12 protein-coding genes are annotated in these 19,965 nt (G+C 44.6%); 2 read left to right on the top strand and 10 right to left on the bottom strand.

All coding sequences use genetic code 11. The features are described from left to right. Positions 1-605: 605 nt before the first annotated feature. From AB6805_RS09460 to AB6805_RS09435, 6 genes are all read right to left on the bottom strand, one after another. Positions 606-2,027, bottom strand: coding sequence for a SusD/RagB family nutrient-binding outer membrane lipoprotein (locus tag AB6805_RS09460; protein WP_370909184.1), 1,422 nt, complete (start codon positions 2,025-2,027; stop codon positions 606-608). A gap of 11 nt (positions 2,028-2,038) precedes the next feature. Further along, on the bottom strand, positions 2,039-5,119 hold the full coding sequence (locus AB6805_RS09455) for a SusC/RagA family TonB-linked outer membrane protein (RefSeq protein WP_370909183.1): 3,081 nt from the start codon (positions 5,117-5,119) through the stop codon (positions 2,039-2,041). A gap of 593 nt (positions 5,120-5,712) precedes the next feature. Continuing rightward, positions 5,713-7,125: a RagB/SusD family nutrient uptake outer membrane protein gene (locus tag AB6805_RS09450; protein ID WP_370909182.1), complete on the bottom strand. Its 1,413-nt coding sequence runs from the start codon at positions 7,123-7,125 to the stop codon at positions 5,713-5,715. Positions 7,126-7,154: 29 nt separating this feature from the next. Further along, on the bottom strand, positions 7,155-10,247 hold the full coding sequence (locus AB6805_RS09445) for a SusC/RagA family TonB-linked outer membrane protein (protein ID WP_370909181.1): 3,093 nt from the start codon (positions 10,245-10,247) through the stop codon (positions 7,155-7,157). A gap of 478 nt (positions 10,248-10,725) precedes the next feature. After that, positions 10,726-11,415, bottom strand: coding sequence for a hypothetical protein (locus AB6805_RS09440; protein ID WP_370909180.1), 690 nt, complete (start codon positions 11,413-11,415; stop codon positions 10,726-10,728). A gap of 251 nt (positions 11,416-11,666) precedes the next feature. Then, complete coding sequence (locus tag AB6805_RS09435; protein WP_370909179.1) at positions 11,667-14,033, bottom strand: RND family transporter; 2,367 nt, start codon at positions 14,031-14,033, stop codon at positions 11,667-11,669. A gap of 232 nt (positions 14,034-14,265) precedes the next feature. Between AB6805_RS09435 and recO the strand changes: the two genes are divergently transcribed. Beyond that, on the top strand, positions 14,266-15,003 hold the full coding sequence (recO, locus tag AB6805_RS09430) for a DNA repair protein RecO (protein WP_370909178.1): 738 nt from the start codon (positions 14,266-14,268) through the stop codon (positions 15,001-15,003). Here recO and AB6805_RS09425 read toward each other — a convergent pair. The 4 genes from AB6805_RS09425 to rsfS all read right to left on the bottom strand — a co-directional run bounded on the left by AB6805_RS09425 (position 14,975) and on the right by rsfS (position 19,059). Further along, positions 14,975-15,799 (bottom strand): UDP-2,3-diacylglucosamine diphosphatase, encoded by an 825-nt coding sequence (locus AB6805_RS09425; protein WP_370909177.1) that lies wholly within the window; start codon positions 15,797-15,799, stop codon positions 14,975-14,977. The genes recO and AB6805_RS09425 overlap by 29 nt on opposite strands. A 107-nt stretch (positions 15,800-15,906) precedes the next feature. Continuing rightward, positions 15,907-16,542, bottom strand: a complete 636-nt coding sequence (locus tag AB6805_RS09420; protein WP_370909176.1) for a lactate utilization protein C — start codon at positions 16,540-16,542, stop codon at positions 15,907-15,909. Between the two features lie 8 nt (positions 16,543-16,550). Continuing rightward, positions 16,551-18,578 carry an ATP-dependent zinc metalloprotease FtsH gene (ftsH, locus tag AB6805_RS09415; RefSeq protein WP_370909175.1) on the bottom strand — a complete coding sequence of 676 codons (2,028 nt, stop codon included), beginning with the start codon at positions 18,576-18,578 and terminating at the stop codon, positions 16,551-16,553. A gap of 76 nt (positions 18,579-18,654) precedes the next feature. Further along, the gene (rsfS, locus tag AB6805_RS09410) at positions 18,655-19,059 is read right to left on the bottom strand and encodes a ribosome silencing factor (RefSeq protein WP_370909174.1); all 405 of its coding nucleotides are present in this window, start codon (positions 19,057-19,059) and stop codon (positions 18,655-18,657) included. A gap of 158 nt (positions 19,060-19,217) precedes the next feature. On the opposite strand from rsfS, the gene AB6805_RS09405 reads away from it, so the two are divergent. After that, on the top strand, positions 19,218-19,961 hold the full coding sequence (locus tag AB6805_RS09405) for a biotin--[acetyl-CoA-carboxylase] ligase (protein ID WP_370909173.1): 744 nt from the start codon (positions 19,218-19,220) through the stop codon (positions 19,959-19,961). Positions 19,962-19,965: the final 4 nt, after the last annotated feature.

Below are 19,965 nucleotides of genomic sequence, written 5' to 3'. Positions count from 1 at the left end.
TGTAATACAGATGTCCAGGCATAGCATGGCCATTTAGCACAAGTGCTATTATTATCTAACAGTAAAGACTAAACGAAACAATAGTATTGATCTTACGGTAACCTTCGCAAAGCACAATTCTACATAAGCATTCCAAAATTCATAAGCAATCCTAACATTATAAACAAGTGAATAAGCATACAGCAGTGGCATGCCACTGAATAACCAGATAATTTTATACAGATTGCTGTAAACGGGTTGTCCGGTATTTTCTGCGGTTACAGAAAATACGGTTCCGTTACTGCATAAACTGCAGGGTGGCAACTATTGAATCTCATTAAATTAGATGGAAAATCTGGCTGTAAGCCGCTCCCCATAAGCAAATATTCCCGTTATAAATTCCCGATAAGCAAAAAATGTATTCGTTGTTTGTTGTATTGTATTACGCTAAAATGAATCTTGATTCCCGATTTTGGCTTCATGAAAATTTTCATGACGGGAGCAAATATAAGTAAACCTTTCAAGTAAAAAATAACATTTTAGGGGGAGAATAAAATAGGCATAAAAAAAGCGGTTGTCTCTTTTCGAGACAACCGCTTTTTATTATTAGTTAAATGAAGTACTGATTATTGTTTGGTATCCCACCAAACGCGATCAGTAACTTTAGCAGGCTGTTCTGGTTGCGCATTGGTTTCATTTTCAGATGCTGGATACACCCATCTGCGTGGAACAGTTGTAATACCCTGATAAGCATTCTGTACAACAGTCAGCTTAGGGAAATTGCTTCTGCGCCAGTCATTGAATGATTCAAGAGACAGGTAGTTAGAGATATATTTCTGTGTCATGATCACTTCGTATGCGTTAGCAGCAGTGAGGGTGCATTTAGCTGTAATGTAAGCCTGAACCGCTGCACTGGCAGGATTTAAACCACATCTTTTCATATGCGCTTCCACTGCACTTTTAAGCACAGGTTGAGCGGCTACAAAACCAGCAGTCAGGAAAGTAGCTTCCGCTTTAATGAACAGTTGCTCATCATAGGTGGCCAAATACACTGACTGATCAGGAGCAGCAAAGAATTGGCCTACAGCTGAAAGTGAATCAATGTTAATTTGTTCATCACCTATTATCCTGCCCCTGTAACCAGTGCCCAATTTAACCGGATCAACCATTACTGGTAATCTGGGGTCATTTGTTGATTGCAGTAACGTAAGGAAAGTAGATGATACCGCTACGCTACCCCATTTAGCATTATCAGTAAACTGGGACCAAGGTGCCTGCGCTCCTGATTTGCTTTCGAATTTCACGCCGGGATTATAACTTTCATCAGGGAAAGCTTTTGTCAATGCTGTTAAAGCTGCCTGTGCCTGTGTGGCGGCCACTTTACCAGGTGCATATGTTAAACGTAAAGCAAAACGTGCTTTCAGGAAATAAGCGAATGCGGTCCATTTTTCAGGATCAGAAGCATATATCAGATCTTTATCGCCTACTGATCCGGAAGCATCTTCTTGCGCAAACAGTGCGATAGCATCATCCAGTAAAGTATTGATGCTGGTGTAAATGCTTTCCTGTGTATCATACTTTGGCTTTAAATTACCAAAGCCTGTAAATGCCTGTGAATAAGGTACTGCATTCCACAAGTCGGTAGCAACAGCTATGTTATAGGCCGTTAATACCTTTCCTATACCGGCGGCATGCGGGTGACTTGCCGTGGCAGCCTGGTCCTGCAGGATCTTCAGGTTATTCAGGATCTGTGGATACAGGTCAAAAGACCAGGTATTATCCACATCGGACGCTGTTACTTTATAAGTGTCCCATTCCGGAGCGGGTTGATCATAACCCAGTTGTTGGGTCCAGAAAGCGGCGGTTCTGGCAGGATAACCACCCGCAATATTAAATGCAGTAGTTAATTCGGCGCCGCCTACCAACAGGGCATCAGTTACGTTTGTGGCTGCAGCCGGGTCATCGTTTACATCCAGGAATTTTTTACATCCTGAACCCCCTAACATTACACTTCCCGCTATAATGGATATAATTATCTTCTTGTTCATCATTACTCAGTTTAGAAAGTTAACTTCAAAGTTGCATTGTAAGATCTGGTGCTTGGTGAAACGTAATGGTAAAAACCACCGGAGTTACTACCTGCTCCATAAGTGCTCAATTCAGGATCTGAACCGGTAAAGTGTGGGGTATAAATCCACAGGTTACGACCGGCAACAGAAAATACTGCTGCTTTAAATGGAGTACGTTTTAACAACTTCGGACTAAAATTATAGGCCAGTGTAACATTTCTCAGTTTTACAAAGGTTGCGTCCTGGATCAGGTTTTCATAAGTATCACCCCATGCCTGCCAGTAAGCCTGATCAGTTTTAATGGATTTGGTATTTTGCTTACCATCGGCAGTTACACCGTCATATACCATTGATCCGTCACGGCTGCTGGTAAGACCACTGGTACCGTAGAAGGTCATGTAGTATTCATCAAAGTTGATCACCTGACCACCAAAACGGCCGTCGAAAGTAAACGACAGGTTGATACCTTTATAAGATACGCTGTTGGTTACACCACCAATCCATCTTGGCTGGGTATTACCAATATCAAAGGAAGTTCCATCTTCCTGGGTAGGATAACCATCATCATCGATCAGCAGTTTACCCTGGTCGTTTCTCATGTAACGTGAACCTCTGATAGTACCATAAGGCTGACCGGCCACCAGGTATATACCTGGGGTGGTGAAACCACCTATCTGGATAGAAGTTACACCCTCTGTCAACTCATTGATCATTGCTTTGTTCCTGGAGTAGTTAGCAGAAATATTCCAGTTGAAATCTTTTGATCTGATTGGATTGGCATTTAAAGTTACTTCCAGACCTTTATTGGTGATCTTACCGGCATTGATTACAGCCTGGGTATAACCAGAACCAGCAGATACTGCTGTCTGGAATATCAGATCTGTACTAACCTTGTTATAGTAACTTGCTTCCAGACCAATACGGTTGTCCAACCATTTTGTTTCCAGACCCACTTCAAATTCTTTAATTTTCTCTGGTTTCAGGTCAGGATTACCCAATACGTTATTCTTGGAGAAACCATTTACACCGTTGAAAGGAAGATCCAGTGAGCCACGAAGACCATCACCCACTACAGTTTTATTGAAAGGCGTTGCTACCTTGTAAGGAGGTGCGTCATTACCAATGGCGGTGTAAGCTACTCTCACTTTACCAAATGATAATACTTTGCTGTCTTTTAATCCTTCCAGTTCGGAGAATACAAATGCACCAGTCACAGAAGGGTAGAAGTAGGAATTGTTCTTAGCCGGCATGGAAGATGACCAGTCATTTCTACCGGTTAACGTTAAAGATAACATGCGGTTATATTCCAGGATTGCCTGTCCGTAAACACTCACCCTTCTTCTATCGTAGAAAGATTTGGTGGAGGTTACAGACTCCGCACTGGTAATATCATAGAAACCAGGTACGGATAATCCTACACCTTTTGAAAACTGGTCGGTATAATGTTCAGAAATGATATTATTACCCACCATTACAGTCAGATCGAATTTATCAAATTCTTTCCTGGCAGTAGCGTAGAAATCGTGGTTAATTTGCTTGTTGTTAATGATTTCATTGTACATACGACCATTGGGGAAACCACCGAAGGAGCCGATTGCTTCATGAAATACACGTTCATCTGTATAAATATCCGCACCTATTCTTTCCGTTAATGTTAACCAATTCAGTGGATTGTATACCAGGCTGAAGTTAGGAATGAAGCGGGATACATTCAGTTGCAGGCCGGTATTAGCCGCGGTCCAGAAAGGGTTATTAGCACTAACCTTATACATATTCTGTGACTTATCTACCGAGTTCTCATATGGCAACAGGTTGTAACTTACCGGCGCATTGTAAAGGTTAGCCAGGTAAGAAGTACCACCACTACCATTACCTTCCAGCAAGCGGTCGTTACGTGAGTCAATATAACTGATACCAGTAGTCGCAGTTAACTTATCAGTAAGATGGGTAGAGAAATTTGCGTAAAAGGAGTTACGGTAATAATCGGTACCGGGAGCCACACCTTCCTGTCTTAAAGAAGAGTAGGACATCAGGTAATTTGACTTTTCAGTAGATCCGTTCAGGCTGATGTTATTATCCCAGGTAGTACCTGTTTTAAAGAAAGCATCACGTGGATCATAGTTAACAGCTGGCTTGCCATCCACTTTTAAGGTATCCATTTTGGCACCCCAGGAACGGGAAGTTTTATTGTTTATTCCATCAAAGAATACGCCGTTGTTACCCTGTGACCAACCGGTCTGGAATTCAGGCAATACCACTTTGTCAATGTTCACACTGGAACCTACTGTCAGGCTGAAAGCTTTACCTTTTAAACCAGCGCCGGTTTTCGTAGTAATGATTACCGCACCACCAGCTGCCCTGGAACCATACAATGCGGTTGCAGAAGCGCCACGGAGAATATTTACTGATTCAATGATGTTCGGATCAATATCAATACCTCTGTTGGGAGTAGTACCCCCTGCCAGAACCGGATCATCGTCAGTGTCACCTGCACCAATCTGGTTGTTATCAATCGGGTTACCGTCCACTACAAAAAGTGGCTGGTTATTTCCGGTTAAAGAGGCCGCACCACGGATAACGATACGGGTACCACCACCGGGAATACCAGAAGTATTACTGATTTGCACACCGGCAATTTTACCCTGCATACCATTCAGGAAGTTTACTTCCTTGGATTGCACGATATCATCACCTTTTACTTCCTGCGTAGTATAACCCAGGGTGCGTTTTTCACGTTTAATACCCAGCGCGGTAACTACTACCTCGCTAAGATCTTTATTGTCGGCGCCAAGAGCCACATTGATAGTGCCTTCGGCTCCAACAGGAATTTCCTTGGAAGCATACCCAATAAAAGAAAAAACAAGCACGGAACCCGCAGGAGCTTCGAGTTTGTAAGAGCCATCGTTGGTGGTTAGGGAACCTTTACCTGTACCTTTAATTCCGACAGATACACCAGGGAGTCCGGAGCCGTCTTTAGCATCCGTAACCTTGCCGCTGATTAATTTTGTTTGTGCATAGGCTTGCACAACACTGATGGCCACGAGCAACCATAAGAGTAGTCCTCTTTTCATAAGCAATTTAGATTTGAAAGATATTGTCAGTTAACTAATAAAAATGGGAGTGCTGTACTCATTTAGCCAAAGGTTATTCCGTAAATCGTTTTCCTCATAACCCATCCTTCCTTATTCGTATTTTCTCAAAGCAAATTCCAGTTTCTCTCCTCTGTTCTCTTCCTAACTATATCAGAAACTGTTTCCGGTATAGATTGAAATGGCGGTTAAATCAACACAAGCACCAACTTAATTAAGATTTTGTTCTTTAGATTCTGTTTTAGATTCTGATACGTATTTGTTAAATATTGTTTAAATTCTACTGCAATATAGGAAATTTAAAAAATACTAGTGCAAAACTGGCTTTTTTTTAAAATATCCGTTCCCGATATATCCGGCAACCACCCTCCTCTGAGAATCACCATTCAACTAATAGTATATTAATTATAATATATAATTAATTACCCTATATGCCTTTTCATTTAAAAAAATGCCTCACCAGGTACTCCTTAAATAAATAATAGGTATCCGGTCCGCTTCTTCTTATCCAGTAGCCTCCGGTTAAATAAAAAAGGTGCCTTCGCTGAAGGCACCTTTCAAATCATATAATAATACTAATTGGAATAACCCTGGTTCTGCACCATATTTGGATTTGCATCCATCTCGGCCTGCGGAATCGGGAAAGCTACACGAAAATCATTCGCTTCTGTAACCCTTGTACTCAGCGCATTAGCATCTTTGATATTACGCTGCCCGTTCTTACGGAACAGATCAGACATACCAAAACCTTCGCCCACCAGTTCCAATCTTCTCTGTTTAATAATCTCCCCTTTGATATTGGCAACATCGGTAAATGGATCCAGCCCGCGTTTCGCTCTCAGCATATTCACATCATCCGTGGCCTTCTGCAGGTTGCCCAGCTCGGCATAAGCTTCTGCACGATTCAGCAACACCTCACTTATTCTCAGGATCTTTACGTTTACAAGACCCACCTGGCCGGTAGCTTCATTACCTGAAAATTTCATCAGGTAGTTACTGCCATCAAGATTCTCCACCAGTGCATTACGCGCATCTTTTGGATCCAACAGTTCCATAAAGCCATCTGTAAGCCTGATATCTCCATACCCACCTAATTTAGCCGGCACATACATATAACCGAAGTTATCGGAGCCACGGCCATCTGGTGTCAGAAAACGCAGGGAAAAGATTTCCTCAGAACCGGCTGCATCTAAATTAAATGCTTTCGCCACTTCAGACGCTTCATATAAAGGATACTTACCGATCAGCTTATCTGCTTCGTTAATCGCCAGCTGCCAGTCGCCCTTATACAGGTAAGCACGGCTAAGCAATGCTGTTGCTGCATCCTTCGTAGCATTAAACACATTCGCACTGTTGTTCTCAGATTTACCGGCAGGAGCGGTTTGCTGCGCCACTTTCAGATCGCTGATAATAGCTGCGTAAGTTTCAGCCAGCGTACTACGACCTGGCTTGAATGTACCGGGTGCATCCACCGCTTTGGTCACCAGGGTAATCCCTGTGTTAGGCTCATTTACTTTTGCACCTACATTAGTATATGGTCTGGTGTACCTTCTGGCCAGGTCGAAATTAGCCAGTGCACGCAGAAAATAAGCTTCTCCGCGGATCGCACCGGTTTTTTCTGTTTCAGGCAGTTTATCAATCAGCACATTCGCCTGGTTTACCACCCTGTAAGCATTCAGGAAGGTATTTGTTTGTGGCGCCAGCAGCGGTGTGTAGTTCAATTGGAATTCTGTAATAAACCGGTTGGAGTTCTGCGAAGTAATCTTCATATCATTGCCACCCAGGTCTGTTACGATCATGAAGTCGCGGCCATAATATTCCAGCGCCTGCATACGCTCGTACATTCCGTTTGCAAGAATACGTGCATTCCCTTCAGTTACGGCATCACCTTCATTCAATGATGACTGCGGATTCTGATCCAGCTTGGAACAAGCTGAAAACAAACCAGCCGTAGCCAATGCTAATATGGAGAGTTTTGAATATTTCATAATTAAACTAAATTTTTGTTGTTACTTCATTACAGTCCCACACTAATACCAAACGTGATCACTCTTGAAGTAGGATAACGGTAAAAATCGGTTCCTGCATTGGTAGTAGCCGGAGACGCAGTGCTGGTCGGAGAAATCGGATTGGTACTCATATCCGGATCCCATCCTTTATATCCTGTCAGCGTAAATAAGTTCTCTGCCTGTGCATACACTCTTAATCCCTGCATTTTCAATCTGCTTAAAGTGCTTTTTGGGAGATTGTAACCCAGTGAAAGGTTTCTCAAACGTACATAGGAGATATCTTCCAGGTAACGGGTAGAAGAAGCATTAGAGTTGGTGCCATTGCCCCAGATAACTTTTGGTCTGTCAGCAATATCGCCTGGCTTTTCCCAGTGGCTGCCTGCATCTTTTGCCTGGTTTCCGGTGGTGTTGTTACCATCGCTTTCCAGAAAGGAACGGTTATAGTTGTACGCTTTATTTCCAGCGCTGAATGTGATGAATACAGACAGGTCGAAATCCTTGTAAGAGAATTTATTGGTGAAACCGCCTGTAATTTTAGGCAGCGCCTGGCCAACATATTTTCTCACTGCTGAATTATAATCGGAAGTTGGTTTTCCATCAGCGCCTTCCCAGGTAGCAGCACCGGTAGCAGGATCAACGCCCGCCCAAACCGGCATGTACCAGGAGCCAAATGGCATACCTACTTCAATCCGCTGGCGGGAACCTGCCGGGATAAATTGCTGGCCGCCCAGTGACAGTACCCTGTTTTTCAGCGTAGCAAAATTCAGATCTGAAGTCCACTGGAAGTTTTTAGTAGACACCGGGATACCACCCACTGTTACTTCAAAACCCTGGTTCAGCATCTTACCCACGTTCATCGTCATTACATCAAAACCGCTGGTCATAGATAATGGCAGCTGCATCAGTAATGCGGAAGAGCGCTTGTCGTAATATCCTACGCTACCGTATAAACGTTTTTTCAGTACACTGATATCCAATCCCACATCATACAGGTTTTGTTTTTCCCAGCTCAGCGCCATGTTGCCTGGTTGCTTCAGATAAGCAACTGATCCGCCATCATAAGCGCCCACGAGGCTGTACAGCGGTTGATAAGGATAATCGCCCAAACCTTCTGCGTTACCCATGATACCATAGCTGGAACGCAGTTTCAGGTCGTTCAGCCAGGATATATTTTTAGTAAATTCCTCTTCTGTAATACGCCATGCGGCACCTACCGAGTAGAAGTTACCATAACGGTTGTCTTTAGGGAAACGGGAAGAACCGTCTCTTCTGAAACTACCGCTTAAGAAATACTTTGATTTATAATCATAATCTGCTTTCGCGAGTAAACCCTGGAAAGCGTAGGATGTTTCATCACCGGCCATGTCGAAATATTGGGAACCCGCGTCCGGCACCTGTGCCTGGCCATTAGGGAAACCATTCTTTGCACTATAGTTCCACACACGGTTCTGGAAGGAGTATTCATTACCTGCCAGTAAGCGGATACTATGGTCTTTACCCAGGTTGAAATTATAAGTCAGCAATTGCTGGGTAGTATACAACGCCATGTTGGTATTCACGTTATACAGGTAACCACCATAGTTACGTCCATCGTAGGAGTCCGGAGATGTCCATTGCTTTTCACGGATGTTGGTCAACTCAGCATTACCTTTCACTACGAAACGCAACCCGTCAATAATGTTGTAGCCCAATGCAGCATTAAAAACTGTTTGGGTATTATTGCTCCTGTTGTAGTTACTGTTCACCGTGCTCACGAAGTTACCTCCACGTAAAACCGGGCGGTAGGAGGAAGGGATATCTGCGAAACCAGCCCAGGAAGTGGTGCCTGGCTGTCCGGCAGTATATCCGTTATAGGGATTTCCGTTCTCATCACGGGAAGGGATAAACGGAGAATTTGCCAGCGCACCCATCAATGGTGAGGAGTAGGTGTTACCTGCGCTTGCACTTCTCTGATCTGTATAGCTGCCGTTCACCTTTACGCTCAGGTCAAATTTCTCATTGAACTTATGATCCACGTTCAAACGGCCACTGTACCGGCTGAAGTCGGAGCCGATCAGGATACCCTGCTGCTTGAAATAATCGCCGGAAGCATAGAACTGTGTCTTTTCATTTCCACCGCCTGCGTTGATACCATAGGATTGGGTTTTACCGGTACGGAAGGCCTCGTCTATCCAGTTGGTATTGATATTTGCCAGGCTGTTCGGACGATTAGCCAGGATCTGTTCTGCAGTGAAAAGCGGCGTGCCATCTTTCTTGGTCGCATTCTTCATCGCCTCGCGCTGATAAGCCAGCAGCTCAGTGGAATTCATCATGTCAATCCCGTGCGACAGATCCTGGAAACCATACTTGGCATTGAAATTAATCCTGCTCTGGCCTTTCTTCCCGGTTTTGGTGGTAATAACTACCACACCGTTAGAACCGCGGGAACCGTACAATGCAGTTGCAGACGCATCTTTCAGGATAGTCACATTTTCAATGTCGGCAGGGTTCAGGTTTGCAATTACATCCTGGGAAGGAGTATTCTGGGTAAAATCGCCGGAGGAAATGATTACCCCATCCAGTACATACAGTGGGCTGTTGCTCGCTGAAATGGAGCCGATACCACGGATACGTACCTCTGTTTTCGCGCCAGGCTGACCGGAGTTAGTTGATACGGCAACGCCAGGCGCATTACCCTGGAGCATCTGGTTTACATCAGGCAAGGCTACGTTGTTGATCTTTGCACCATTGATACTGGATGCGGCGATGGTGGAGTTGATCTTCTTCTCCATCGTGTAACCCGTTACCACTACTTCATCCAGACTTTTGGAATCTGTTTTCAGTTTTACGTTCAATGTGGCAGCAGTACCCACCGGTACTTCTTTTGCCTCATACCCGATAAATGATACAATCAATGTGGCATTAGCATCTACCTGGATAGTGTAAGCCCCTTCCGGATTGGTGACGGTTCCTTTTGCGGTGCCCTTAATCTGGATGTTGGCACCCGGAATAGCTGAGCCATCTGTGGCATCAGTGACTCTCCCTGTTACTGTGCGGCTTTGCGCATAGACTTGCCCGCCCAGAAATAGCACGGACAAGAGGAGAAATAATACTTTCCTCATAAGCATGATTTTGTTTCCTTAACCTTAAAAAATAATCATCATTATCAAGGCCCATACGCCTTAATTCAATTGGTTCCCGTTAAATAAGCAGTTTGGTGAAATTGTAATTGGATACTTAAAGCTGGAGCAGGTATAACGGTACAGTGATATTGACCAAATTAAACAATTGAGCAGTTCTCTTGCGATTTATTCAATGAATAAACAGCAGAAGCAGTCAACTTCTTCCTCATAAGCAGTTTCCTTAGCAAATTTTCAACCAGCCCCAAATATAATAATTCTTAACAAAAAGTTAAGCTTGGAAAGTTCCCGATAACGTTTGGATAACATCTTTTTAACACCTCATTAACATATAATTATTGCAAATTATTTGTAAAGGCATAAAAATAAACAAGCGGCAAGAATACCGCCTGTGCTCATCAACCAAAATCTAAATCGAGATTAAAGTTGCCCCGCATAAATGCGGGGCGAATATTTTTTATCAGGAAAGGGTAAGCGGATATGTTTTTAACAACTCCAGCAATACCGTAAAGAGATCATCATTACGATGATTAAAGCGGTATTCACACTCTTTCAAATGCAAATAGGCAGTATTCCGGTTCAGCCCCTTGAACTTAGCCAGGCGGTGCTTGGTTAGTCCCCAGAAAGCATCTACATCATCCATCTGATGCGTATCAGAAGTCTGACCCAGCCTGTATAAACGGTACTGACCCAAATCTACCAACCCGTTGAACCGGCGCAAACGTTCTGTAGCCACCTGCGTTTCCAATACGGAACGACCGCGGGTAGCCGCATGAATCATAGACCGACTTACGTCTGGAAGAATTTCGGTGTGTAACCTGTCTGAGGATCTGCAGATGCCGAAGATTACGGGCTTAACAATCCGGTCTACTTCCGGTTTTACCGCCACCAGCGTGTCGCTGTCGTGGTCGGAATTAAGGTCACTTTGCCGGGGTTCATACGTTAACACGGGAACAGGCACAGGATGCTGCGTTTCACAGTATCGCGCAATCTGGTGTCGTAGCTTCTTCAGGTAGCTGTTAATAGTTACCCTGCTTACACCGCTGATATTCGCTATCTGGGTCGCAGTAAGATCATCGGCAAACAGCCGCAGGATCTCCTTAAATTTGCGCTCGGATAAATGAGCGCCCTTTAAGTACTTATTTTTCATGAACTATGTGGTTAGAATGGCGTACTAAACCTCATACTTTTTCATTATAATCCCATCCCTTTTTTTACAAGCGGCTATAAGTGTATGTGAATGCTGTCCACTAGATCATTTCAGCTTCTTTTTTTGTCCATTTTAGCTAAATATTTAGCATCCACTGCAGTTTGCCGGCACTAAAAAGCCACCGGGGCAACCAGCAGCATGAAAAAACATGCCCTGCTTGCCCCGGTGGCTCATATGATTGTCTTTATAAACTATTCCTGATCGCTGATCCCCAGCTCCTTTATGTCAATGTCCTCTTCCTCGTCCAACGGCTTCCACAGCTCTTTCTTCTTCGCTTTCTTCAACAACGCCTTTTCCATCCACAACAGTAAAGCCGGCAAAATAGTCAGATTCGTAACCATTGCCACCACCAGGGTCAGGGAAGTAAGCCATCCCAATGCCTTTGTACCACCAAATCCTGAGAAACTGAAAATCATAAAACCGGCAAACAGGATAGCAGAGGTATAAATAATACTCAGCCCGGTTTCATGGATCGTTTGCTTCACCGTAGCGCTGATGTCAAAATCATGCCGTGGCAACTCCTGCTTAAAATTAACCAGGAAACGGATGGTAACGTCGATGGCTATACCGAGCGCTACACTAAACACCAATACCGTAGATGGTTTCAAGGGAACACCTACCCATCCCATCACACCGGCGGTAACCACCAATGGAATCACGTTCGGGATCAATGATATGATCAGCATCCTCCAGGAACGGAACAGGTACAGCATACAAAGCATAATCAACACAAAAGCCAGGATAATACTCTCCATCAGCCCGTTAATAATGAAGCGGGTACCTTCCTGGAAAATCACGCTGGTACCGGTAAAAGTTACTTTGTAATGCGCCGTATCAAAAATAGCAGTTACCTGCGGCTGCAATGAATCCAGCAACAACGGCAGCTTCTGCGATCCTACATCTTTCATATTTACACTCAGCCTGGCCACCTGCCTGGTGCTGTCCATAAAAGAAGAAACCAGTTTGGAGAAAGTAGAAGCGGGTCCGGCAGTATTCCCGCCCTTCATGCGCAGGTAAGGCGCCAGGAAGCCCAGATCAAACTGATTGGGTACCGCAAAGTTGGAGCTGTCCCCATTATAATATGCCTGCTTGGCAAATTTAATCCCCTCTACTACTGACAACGGACGGCCAAAATCAGGCTGCGCAGCAATCAGCTGCGTCAGTTCATCCAGCTTATTCAGTGTCTGCAGGTTTATTACACCATTCTTCTTTTTCGTATCCACCGCAATTTCCAGTGGCATTACCCCTTTGAAATTCGTTTCCAGGAATTTCAGATCCGTATACAATTTATCGGTATGCGGAATATCGTCCAGCATATAGCCCACAGACTGCAAACGCCCCATTCCCACGATGGCCGCTATCACCAGCACCAAACTTACTCCGTACACCCATGGGCGGTATTTAAACACCAGTGTGGTCAGGAAATCAAGTATCGCCCCAAAGAACCGGTTATCCAGGTAAGTGGTATGCTTGCTCTTGGGCGCAGGTAAATAACTTAAAACAGAGGGCAGGAAAATAAAAGAGATCAGGAAGATGAACATGATATTCAACCCTGCTACTACACCAAACTCTTTCAGGATGGCACTGTTTGTGAAACAGAACACCCCAAAACCAATAGCAGCTGTAAGATTGGTAAACAGGGTCACTATCCCCATCCGCTGTATCATATGCACCAAAGCCCGTGTTTTATTGGCATCCTTGGCGTATTCTGTATGGTATTTACTCAGGAAATATACACAGTTGGGAATCCCTATCACCACTATCAGTGAAGGTATAAGCCCGGTAAGTAATGTAATTTTATATCCCATCAGTACGATGGTAGCCACCGACCAGATTACACCGATAGCCACTACAATCATGGACATCAGTACCGCGCCAAATGAACGGAAAAACAGGAACAGGATTAAAGCAGTTAACACGAAAGAGATTTTCAGGAACAGCTTCAGCTCATCCGCTACCTTAACGGCCATGGCTGTACGAATAAGCGGCAGGCCACTCAGGCGTACTTCCGTATGCTGCTTTTCCTGGAAGGCATTGGCCAGCTTCGTAATTTCATTTACTACTGCAGTACGTTTCGGGGAATTAAACACATCCTTGTTTACATAAATAGCCATGAGGTAAGCATGGGTATCCGGGTTGTATAGCAGGCCCTTGTAAAAGAGAAGGGTGTGGAAAACACGGGATAAGCTGTCAATCACCACCTGGTTGGTAAGATCCCCCTGGAAAAGTAAATTAGCCTCCAGCTTCTGTGTGCTGTCGTTCTTCACCAGGTTGATGGCCATCGGCACACTCATAATATTCTCCACAGCAAAAACATTCTTCATGTCCTTGTTCAGCTGAACATAGTCCTTGAAAAAATCTGCCTGGAAAAATTTATCTGTTTGTACGGCAAGCATCAGCACATTACCATCTCCGCCAAATCTCTTCTTAAAATCCTGGTACTCAAGAAATTTAGGGTTATCATGGGGTATGGTGGCCACGTAGTCGTATGACATTTGTACCTTACTGGCAAAATAACCCATCACGCCGGTACCGGCAAGCAGTAGAACAAGAAGCAATAATCGATATTTTAGCACAAAGCCTGCTAAACGTTGCCACATAAGGATTTCCTTTTTAGTAATGGGCGTAAAGGTAATTAAAATAGCTATTAGCTGTTAACAGGCAGCGATGAGCTGACTCCTTTTAGCTGCCAGCTGTTAGGTTTTAGCTTTTAGCCGTTCAATCCCTTCGTTTGTGTAACTTGCATCCCGGTTTCTTTCACTAAATGCTAACAGCAAAAGCCAGGAAAAATTGCTTCACAAAACACGCGGCATCGTATTACGCACGGTAAAGTATGGCGACACCAGCCTGATCGTGAGTATATTTACTGAACTCTTCGGGGTGCAATCGTATATTGTAAACGGCGCCCGTTCTTCTAAACCCAAAGCTGCCAAAGGAAACCTGCTGCAGCCAGGTAATATCCTGGAACTGGTGGTATATCACAACGAAATCAAAAACCTTCAACGCATTTCCGAATACAAACTGGGATATCTGTACAACTTCGTACACCTTAATGTGGTAAAAAATACGGTAGCCCTTTACATGATAGAGCTCCTCCAGAAATGCCTGAAGCAACCGGAGCAACAAACCGATCTCTATTTCTTTACAGAAAATATCCTGCAACTGCTGGACGTCTCCGGCCTGCCGGTGGTGGCAAACCTGCCTTTGTACTTTACGCTGAAAATGGGAGAGCACCTGGGTTTCCGGCTCAATGGAAGATTTTCTGAATACACCCCTTACCTGGATTTACAGGAAGGTACCTTTTCCGATCTGCCACCACATCATGCCAATCACCTTGATACACAGAGCAGCGAATTAACAGACCAGCTGTTTCAATGCACGGCAGTAGAGCACCTGGCGGCGATTACGATGAATAAAGAAAGAAGAAGAAAATTACTGTATGCGTACCTGGAGTTTTTCCGGCTGCACTTACCTGATTTTAAAGAGATGCATTCCCCGCCTATTTTACACGAGATCCTGGATGCCTGATCTGCTGGCCCAGCCTGGCGGCCTTTGCGCCCTCTTCGGTGAAGAATTTCAGATCCACCGTATTCCCATCAAAAACAGCGTAGGAAAAATAATTCAGCCAGTCACCCAGGTTGATATACCTGCTGTCGCCGGGTAATGGAATATCAAGGGGGAGATGCCGGTGTCCGTAGATGAAATAATCGAAATGTTCTTTTTGCAGTATTTCTTTACTGTAAATGGCCAGCCACTCATTTTCCGTTCCCAGGAAATGCTCCAGCTCCTGCCCGGTAGCAGAGCGGCTTTTGCGGCTGAAATAATTGGCAAGGGCAATGCCCCAGGCCGGGTGGATAGCAGAAAACATCCACCGGCAAAACGGGTTCCTGAATACTTTTTTCAGCATCTTATAACCATGATCACCCGGGCCTAAGCCATCACCATGACCGATATAAAACCGTTTATTGCCAATGGTATAGGTTTGCGGCTCATAGTAAACCGGGATGTTCAGCTCTTCCTCAAAATACCCGTCCATCCACATATCATGGTTACCAATAAAAATAGAAATACCGATTCCTTTGTCGCTTAGCGCGGCCAGCTTTCCCAAAATGCGGGTATATCCTTTGGGGATCACATGCTTGTATTCAAACCAGAAATCAAAAATATCACCTACCAGGAAAATATGCTGCGCATCAGGTTCCACCTGCTCCAGCCATTGCAGGAGCAGCTTTTCACGCTCCCTGCTGGCGGCAGGATTGGGAGCGCCAAGATGAAAATCTGAGGCAAAATATATTTTCTTATTGACCGGTAATGCAATATCCATTCTTAAAATTATGAAGCTTTTAGCTTTTAACGGTTAGCCTTCAGTGGAAGAAGCGATACATCGCTCCGGTACTGAAAGTTAACAGCTAAAGACTAAAAGCCATTTATTTATTCGTCTACTAAAAATACGTATACTTCTTTGGGACCATGAATCCCTACCACCAGTGTTTTCTCGATATCTGCGGTACGACTGGGCCCTGTTGCAAAAGATATGGCTGATGGGATATCGTTACCGTATTTATCTTTCAGCTTATTAAGCGCATCCTTCAGGTCAAATACCAATTGGTGCGTGTAGGCTACCACGATATGCACAGGCGCATATACCGGTAATGCCCTGCCACTGGGTTGTGCGGAACTCAGCACCAATGTTCCGGTGCGGGCTACCAGGTATTCACAATCCGTGATGGCGGCATCTGCTTCATGCATGGTACCCTGGTTGAGTACAGGTAAATCCTGTTGGTGGATTGTTTTCAGCAGGGCAGGTGTCTGGCAAAACACATTGTGCCATTCTTTGTGTTCACAAAGCGCACGAAGGCTTTCCATCAACTCACCTTTTCCTGTACAGTAAACAAACTTTCCCTGTAACCGGGTGAATTCTTCTGCAAACTTTAATTCCAGGCTCTCATTCTCTGTTCTGAAAACAGACGAGTTGCCCTCCGAATTCGGGAAGGGCAACTGTACTGACTGACTTAACGCATTCCGTACTCTCTTCAGAATATTTTCCTTAGCAGGAGAAATCTTCATATCACTATTTACGCATTAGCTGGTGATGGAGAAGGATTGATGATATCTGACGGATGCACTCCTTCAGTAGGAGCGCCTTCTTTACCCAGCTGGTGTTCTTTGTGGGTATCGTAAGGACGTTTACCGATCAATCTTTCCAGGTCGGCCTGGTATAAAACTTCTTTTTTCAGCAGTTCTTCTGCCAGTGCCTTTACCTGATCCATTTTGGATGTGAGCAGGTCTTTGGTTCTGATATAAGCGGTGGCAATCAGTTTTCTTACTTCATCATCAATCATCTTGGATGTTTCTTCTGAGTAAGGTTTGGTGAATGACTGATCACTGTTTGGATCGTAGAAAGATACGTTACCAACTTTATCGTTCATACCATACACGGTTACCATTGCATACGCCATACGGGTAATTACCTGCAGGTCGTTTTGTGCGCCGGTAGAAATTTTACCAAAAACCAGTTCCTCTACCGCACGGCCACCGAGGGTCATGCAGATATCATCGAGCAACTGTTCGGTGTTGTACAGATATTGTTCCTTCGGAAGATATTGTGCATAACCAAGCGCAGCTACACCACGGGGAACGATGGTTACTTTCACCAGCGGGTTAGCATGTTCCAGGTGCCAGCCACAAATAGCGTGACCTGCTTCATGGTAAGCAATTACTTCTTTTTCTTCCGGAGAGATGATTTTGTTTTTCTTTTCCAGACCACCAATTACACGATCAATCGCGTCATTGAAGTCGTCCATTTCCACCTGTGTTTTGCCTTTACGCGCAGCAATCAGTGCCGCCTCGTTACACACGTTGGCGATATCCGCACCGGCGAAGCCTGGCGTCATGGAAGCCAATTTTTTCACGTCCAGGTTGGGAGAAGTTTTGATAGGCTTTAAGTGCACTTCAAAAATAGTTTCTCTTCCAGCCAGATCCGGCTTATCGATAGAGATCTGACGATCGAAACGGCCCGGGCGCAGTAAAGCGCTGTCCAGTACATCAGGGCGGTTGGTAGCAGCCAGGATAATGATACCACTGTCTGTTCCGAAACCATCCATTTCTACCAGTAACTGGTTCAGGGTGTTTTCACGTTCGTCGTTACTCATCATTACATTCTTGCCTCTGGCACGACCGATAGCATCAATTTCATCGATAAAGATGATACATGGCGCTTTTTCACGGGCTTGCTTAAACAGGTCACGTACACGGCTGGCACCTACTCCCACAAACAATTCCACAAAGTCGGAACCGGACATGGAGAAGAAAGGCACCTGAGCCTCGCCTGCCATTGCCTTTGCCAGGAGGGTTTTACCGGTACCCGGAGGGCCTACCAGCAGGGCGCCTTTGGGGATTTTACCTCCCAGGGCAGTATATTTTTTAGGATTCTTCAGGAAATCCACAATTTCCATTACTTCCACCTTCGCTTCATCCAAACCGGCTACATCGTTGAAGGTAATATTCACACGGGTACCTTTGTCGAACAACGTAGCTTTCGATTTACCAATATTGAAAATGCCGCCCGGACCACCACTGCCACCGGCAGGACCGCCCATCTTACGCATCAGCAATATCCACAAACCGATGATCAGGATAATTGGTAACAGCAACTGGAAGATAGGTTCAAACCAGCTCTGACGCTCATCATAAGAGATCTTTACCTGATTTTCTACCGGAACACCTTCCTGTGCTTTATCTATATCCTTTTTGAAACTTTCTTCGCTACCAATTGAAAAACGGAAGTGAGGACCGGGGTTCTCTCCACCAAATTTACTTTTGTTAACGTCTTTAAACTTGGCCTCTTTCAGATGGTCATGTTTTATGTAGACCTCTACATATTTTTTATTTACGACAACCAGCTTATCAACATCTCCTGGTTTCAGGTAGTCCACCTGAAATTCCTGGAAACTGATTTCTTTGGTTGGGGATCTTAAATCAAAAAAGTTCATTGCGAGCAGGGCCACGCCAATAAAGGCATATACCCAGTATATATTGAACTTCGGTCCTTTCTTAGGTGATTTCTCCGAACCCTTGTTGAAGTTATTGCCTCCTTTTTCCATAATCTTACGCTCCTTTACGGATGTTTATTGCAATCAGAATAATATGAATAATTAAATTCTAAAACAACTGTTTTGTTTAGCTTTCTGCGTGGTCCATCCTGTCCGCGTCGCTCCACATTTCTTCCAGATTATAGAACTTCCTGTTTTCAGGCTGGAAAATGTGAACTACTACATTCACATAATCAACCAGAACCCAGTTTTGAGAACTAAATCCTTCGTGTTTGTACGGTTCCTCTGAAGTATGCTTCTCCACCTCCTCTGACACATAATCAGCAATGGCTTTCACCTGGGTGCCGGAATTGGCTTCACATATTATAAAGAAATCGGCCACGGCTTCAGGAATCTGGCGTAGATCCAGGGACACGATATTTTCCCCCTTCTTATCCTGTATGGCCTTTATGATGGTGGTAAAAATTTCACTTTCTCTGGTCAGGCGTTGCTGCGCCTTCTTTCTCGTGCTCAGAACGGTTAAGGGTGCCAATAAATCTCGTTTTTGTTAAAAATAATCTTTAATTGTCAAAGTTACTAAACAAGCAGTAATATAAGATGTTTAATATCCGCCGCGGGGGGCCTGAAAATGTTAATTAAATAATAAAATGAATTACTTTTCGGGCCGGATACAGACTAAAAAAGATTCATGTGATAGGACACCCGTTTTATATATTAGACGAAATAGACAGCACCAATAACTATGCCATGGAGCAGGTAAATTCCGGCCAGGTGACATCAGGCACAGCCTGGTTTACCAGCAACCAAACAGCCGGAAAAGGAACCCGCGGGAAACAATGGCTCGCCCAACCCGGAGATATCAGCGCCCTCACAATTGCTCTCCAACCGGCTATGTTACCGCTTTCAAGGCAGTTTATGCTCAGTGTGGCAGTCGCCCTCGGAACCACCGATTTCTTCACTTCCTATGCCGGCGACGAAACAATCATCAAATGGCCAAACGATATTTACTGGCGTGACAGAAAGGCAGGAGGCATCCTGATTGAGAATGTATTGCGTGGAAATATATGGCAATATGCCATTATTGGGATCGGGCTCAACATTAACCAGGCTTCCTTCCCGCCCGATCTGCCCAATGCCGTTTCCCTCCGGCAAATTACCGGCAAGTCCCGCGAGGCGGAAACCCTGGCAAAAGAACTCTGCAATTTCCTCGATAAAAGGATCCGTCAACTGCAACCCGCCAATTATGAAACGCTGCTTGCTGAATACACCTCCCGGTTGTTCCGCTGGCAACAATCCGGGTTATACCGGAAAGACGGGGAAATTTTTGAAGGCATCATCCGCGAGGTATTGCCCGACGGCCATCTCTGCCTGGAGAAAAACGGCGAAATATTACAACTGGGCTTTGGCGAAGTGGAGTTTATTATTACCCGGTAACCGG

This window comes from Chitinophaga sp. RCC_12 (assembly GCF_041360695.1).
Lineage (GTDB): Bacteria > Bacteroidota > Bacteroidia > Chitinophagales > Chitinophagaceae > Chitinophaga.
Note: the sequence above shows the minus strand (reverse complement) of the source record. Positions and strands in the feature narration are given on the sequence as shown.

What these genes read in the sequence shown, in the direction of transcription:
- AB6805_RS09460 (WP_370909184.1), bottom strand. Translation starts at nt 2,027, where the DNA reads ATGAACAAGAAGATAATTATATCCATTATAGCGGGAAGTGTAATGTTA.
- ftsH (WP_370909175.1), bottom strand. Translation starts at nt 18,578, where the DNA reads ATGGAAAAAGGAGGCAATAACTTCAACAAGGGTTCGGAGAAATCACCT.
- AB6805_RS09425 (WP_370909177.1), bottom strand. Translation starts at nt 15,799, where the DNA reads ATGGATATTGCATTACCGGTCAATAAGAAAATATATTTTGCCTCAGAT.
- AB6805_RS09420 (WP_370909176.1), bottom strand. Translation starts at nt 16,542, where the DNA reads ATGAAGATTTCTCCTGCTAAGGAAAATATTCTGAAGAGAGTACGGAAT.
- AB6805_RS09450 (WP_370909182.1), bottom strand. Translation starts at nt 7,125, where the DNA reads ATGAAATATTCAAAACTCTCCATATTAGCATTGGCTACGGCTGGTTTG.
- AB6805_RS09445 (WP_370909181.1), bottom strand. Translation starts at nt 10,247, where the DNA reads ATGAGGAAAGTATTATTTCTCCTCTTGTCCGTGCTATTTCTGGGCGGG.
- AB6805_RS09440 (WP_370909180.1), bottom strand. Translation starts at nt 11,415, where the DNA reads ATGAAAAATAAGTACTTAAAGGGCGCTCATTTATCCGAGCGCAAATTT.
- AB6805_RS09455 (WP_370909183.1), bottom strand. Translation starts at nt 5,119, where the DNA reads ATGAAAAGAGGACTACTCTTATGGTTGCTCGTGGCCATCAGTGTTGTG.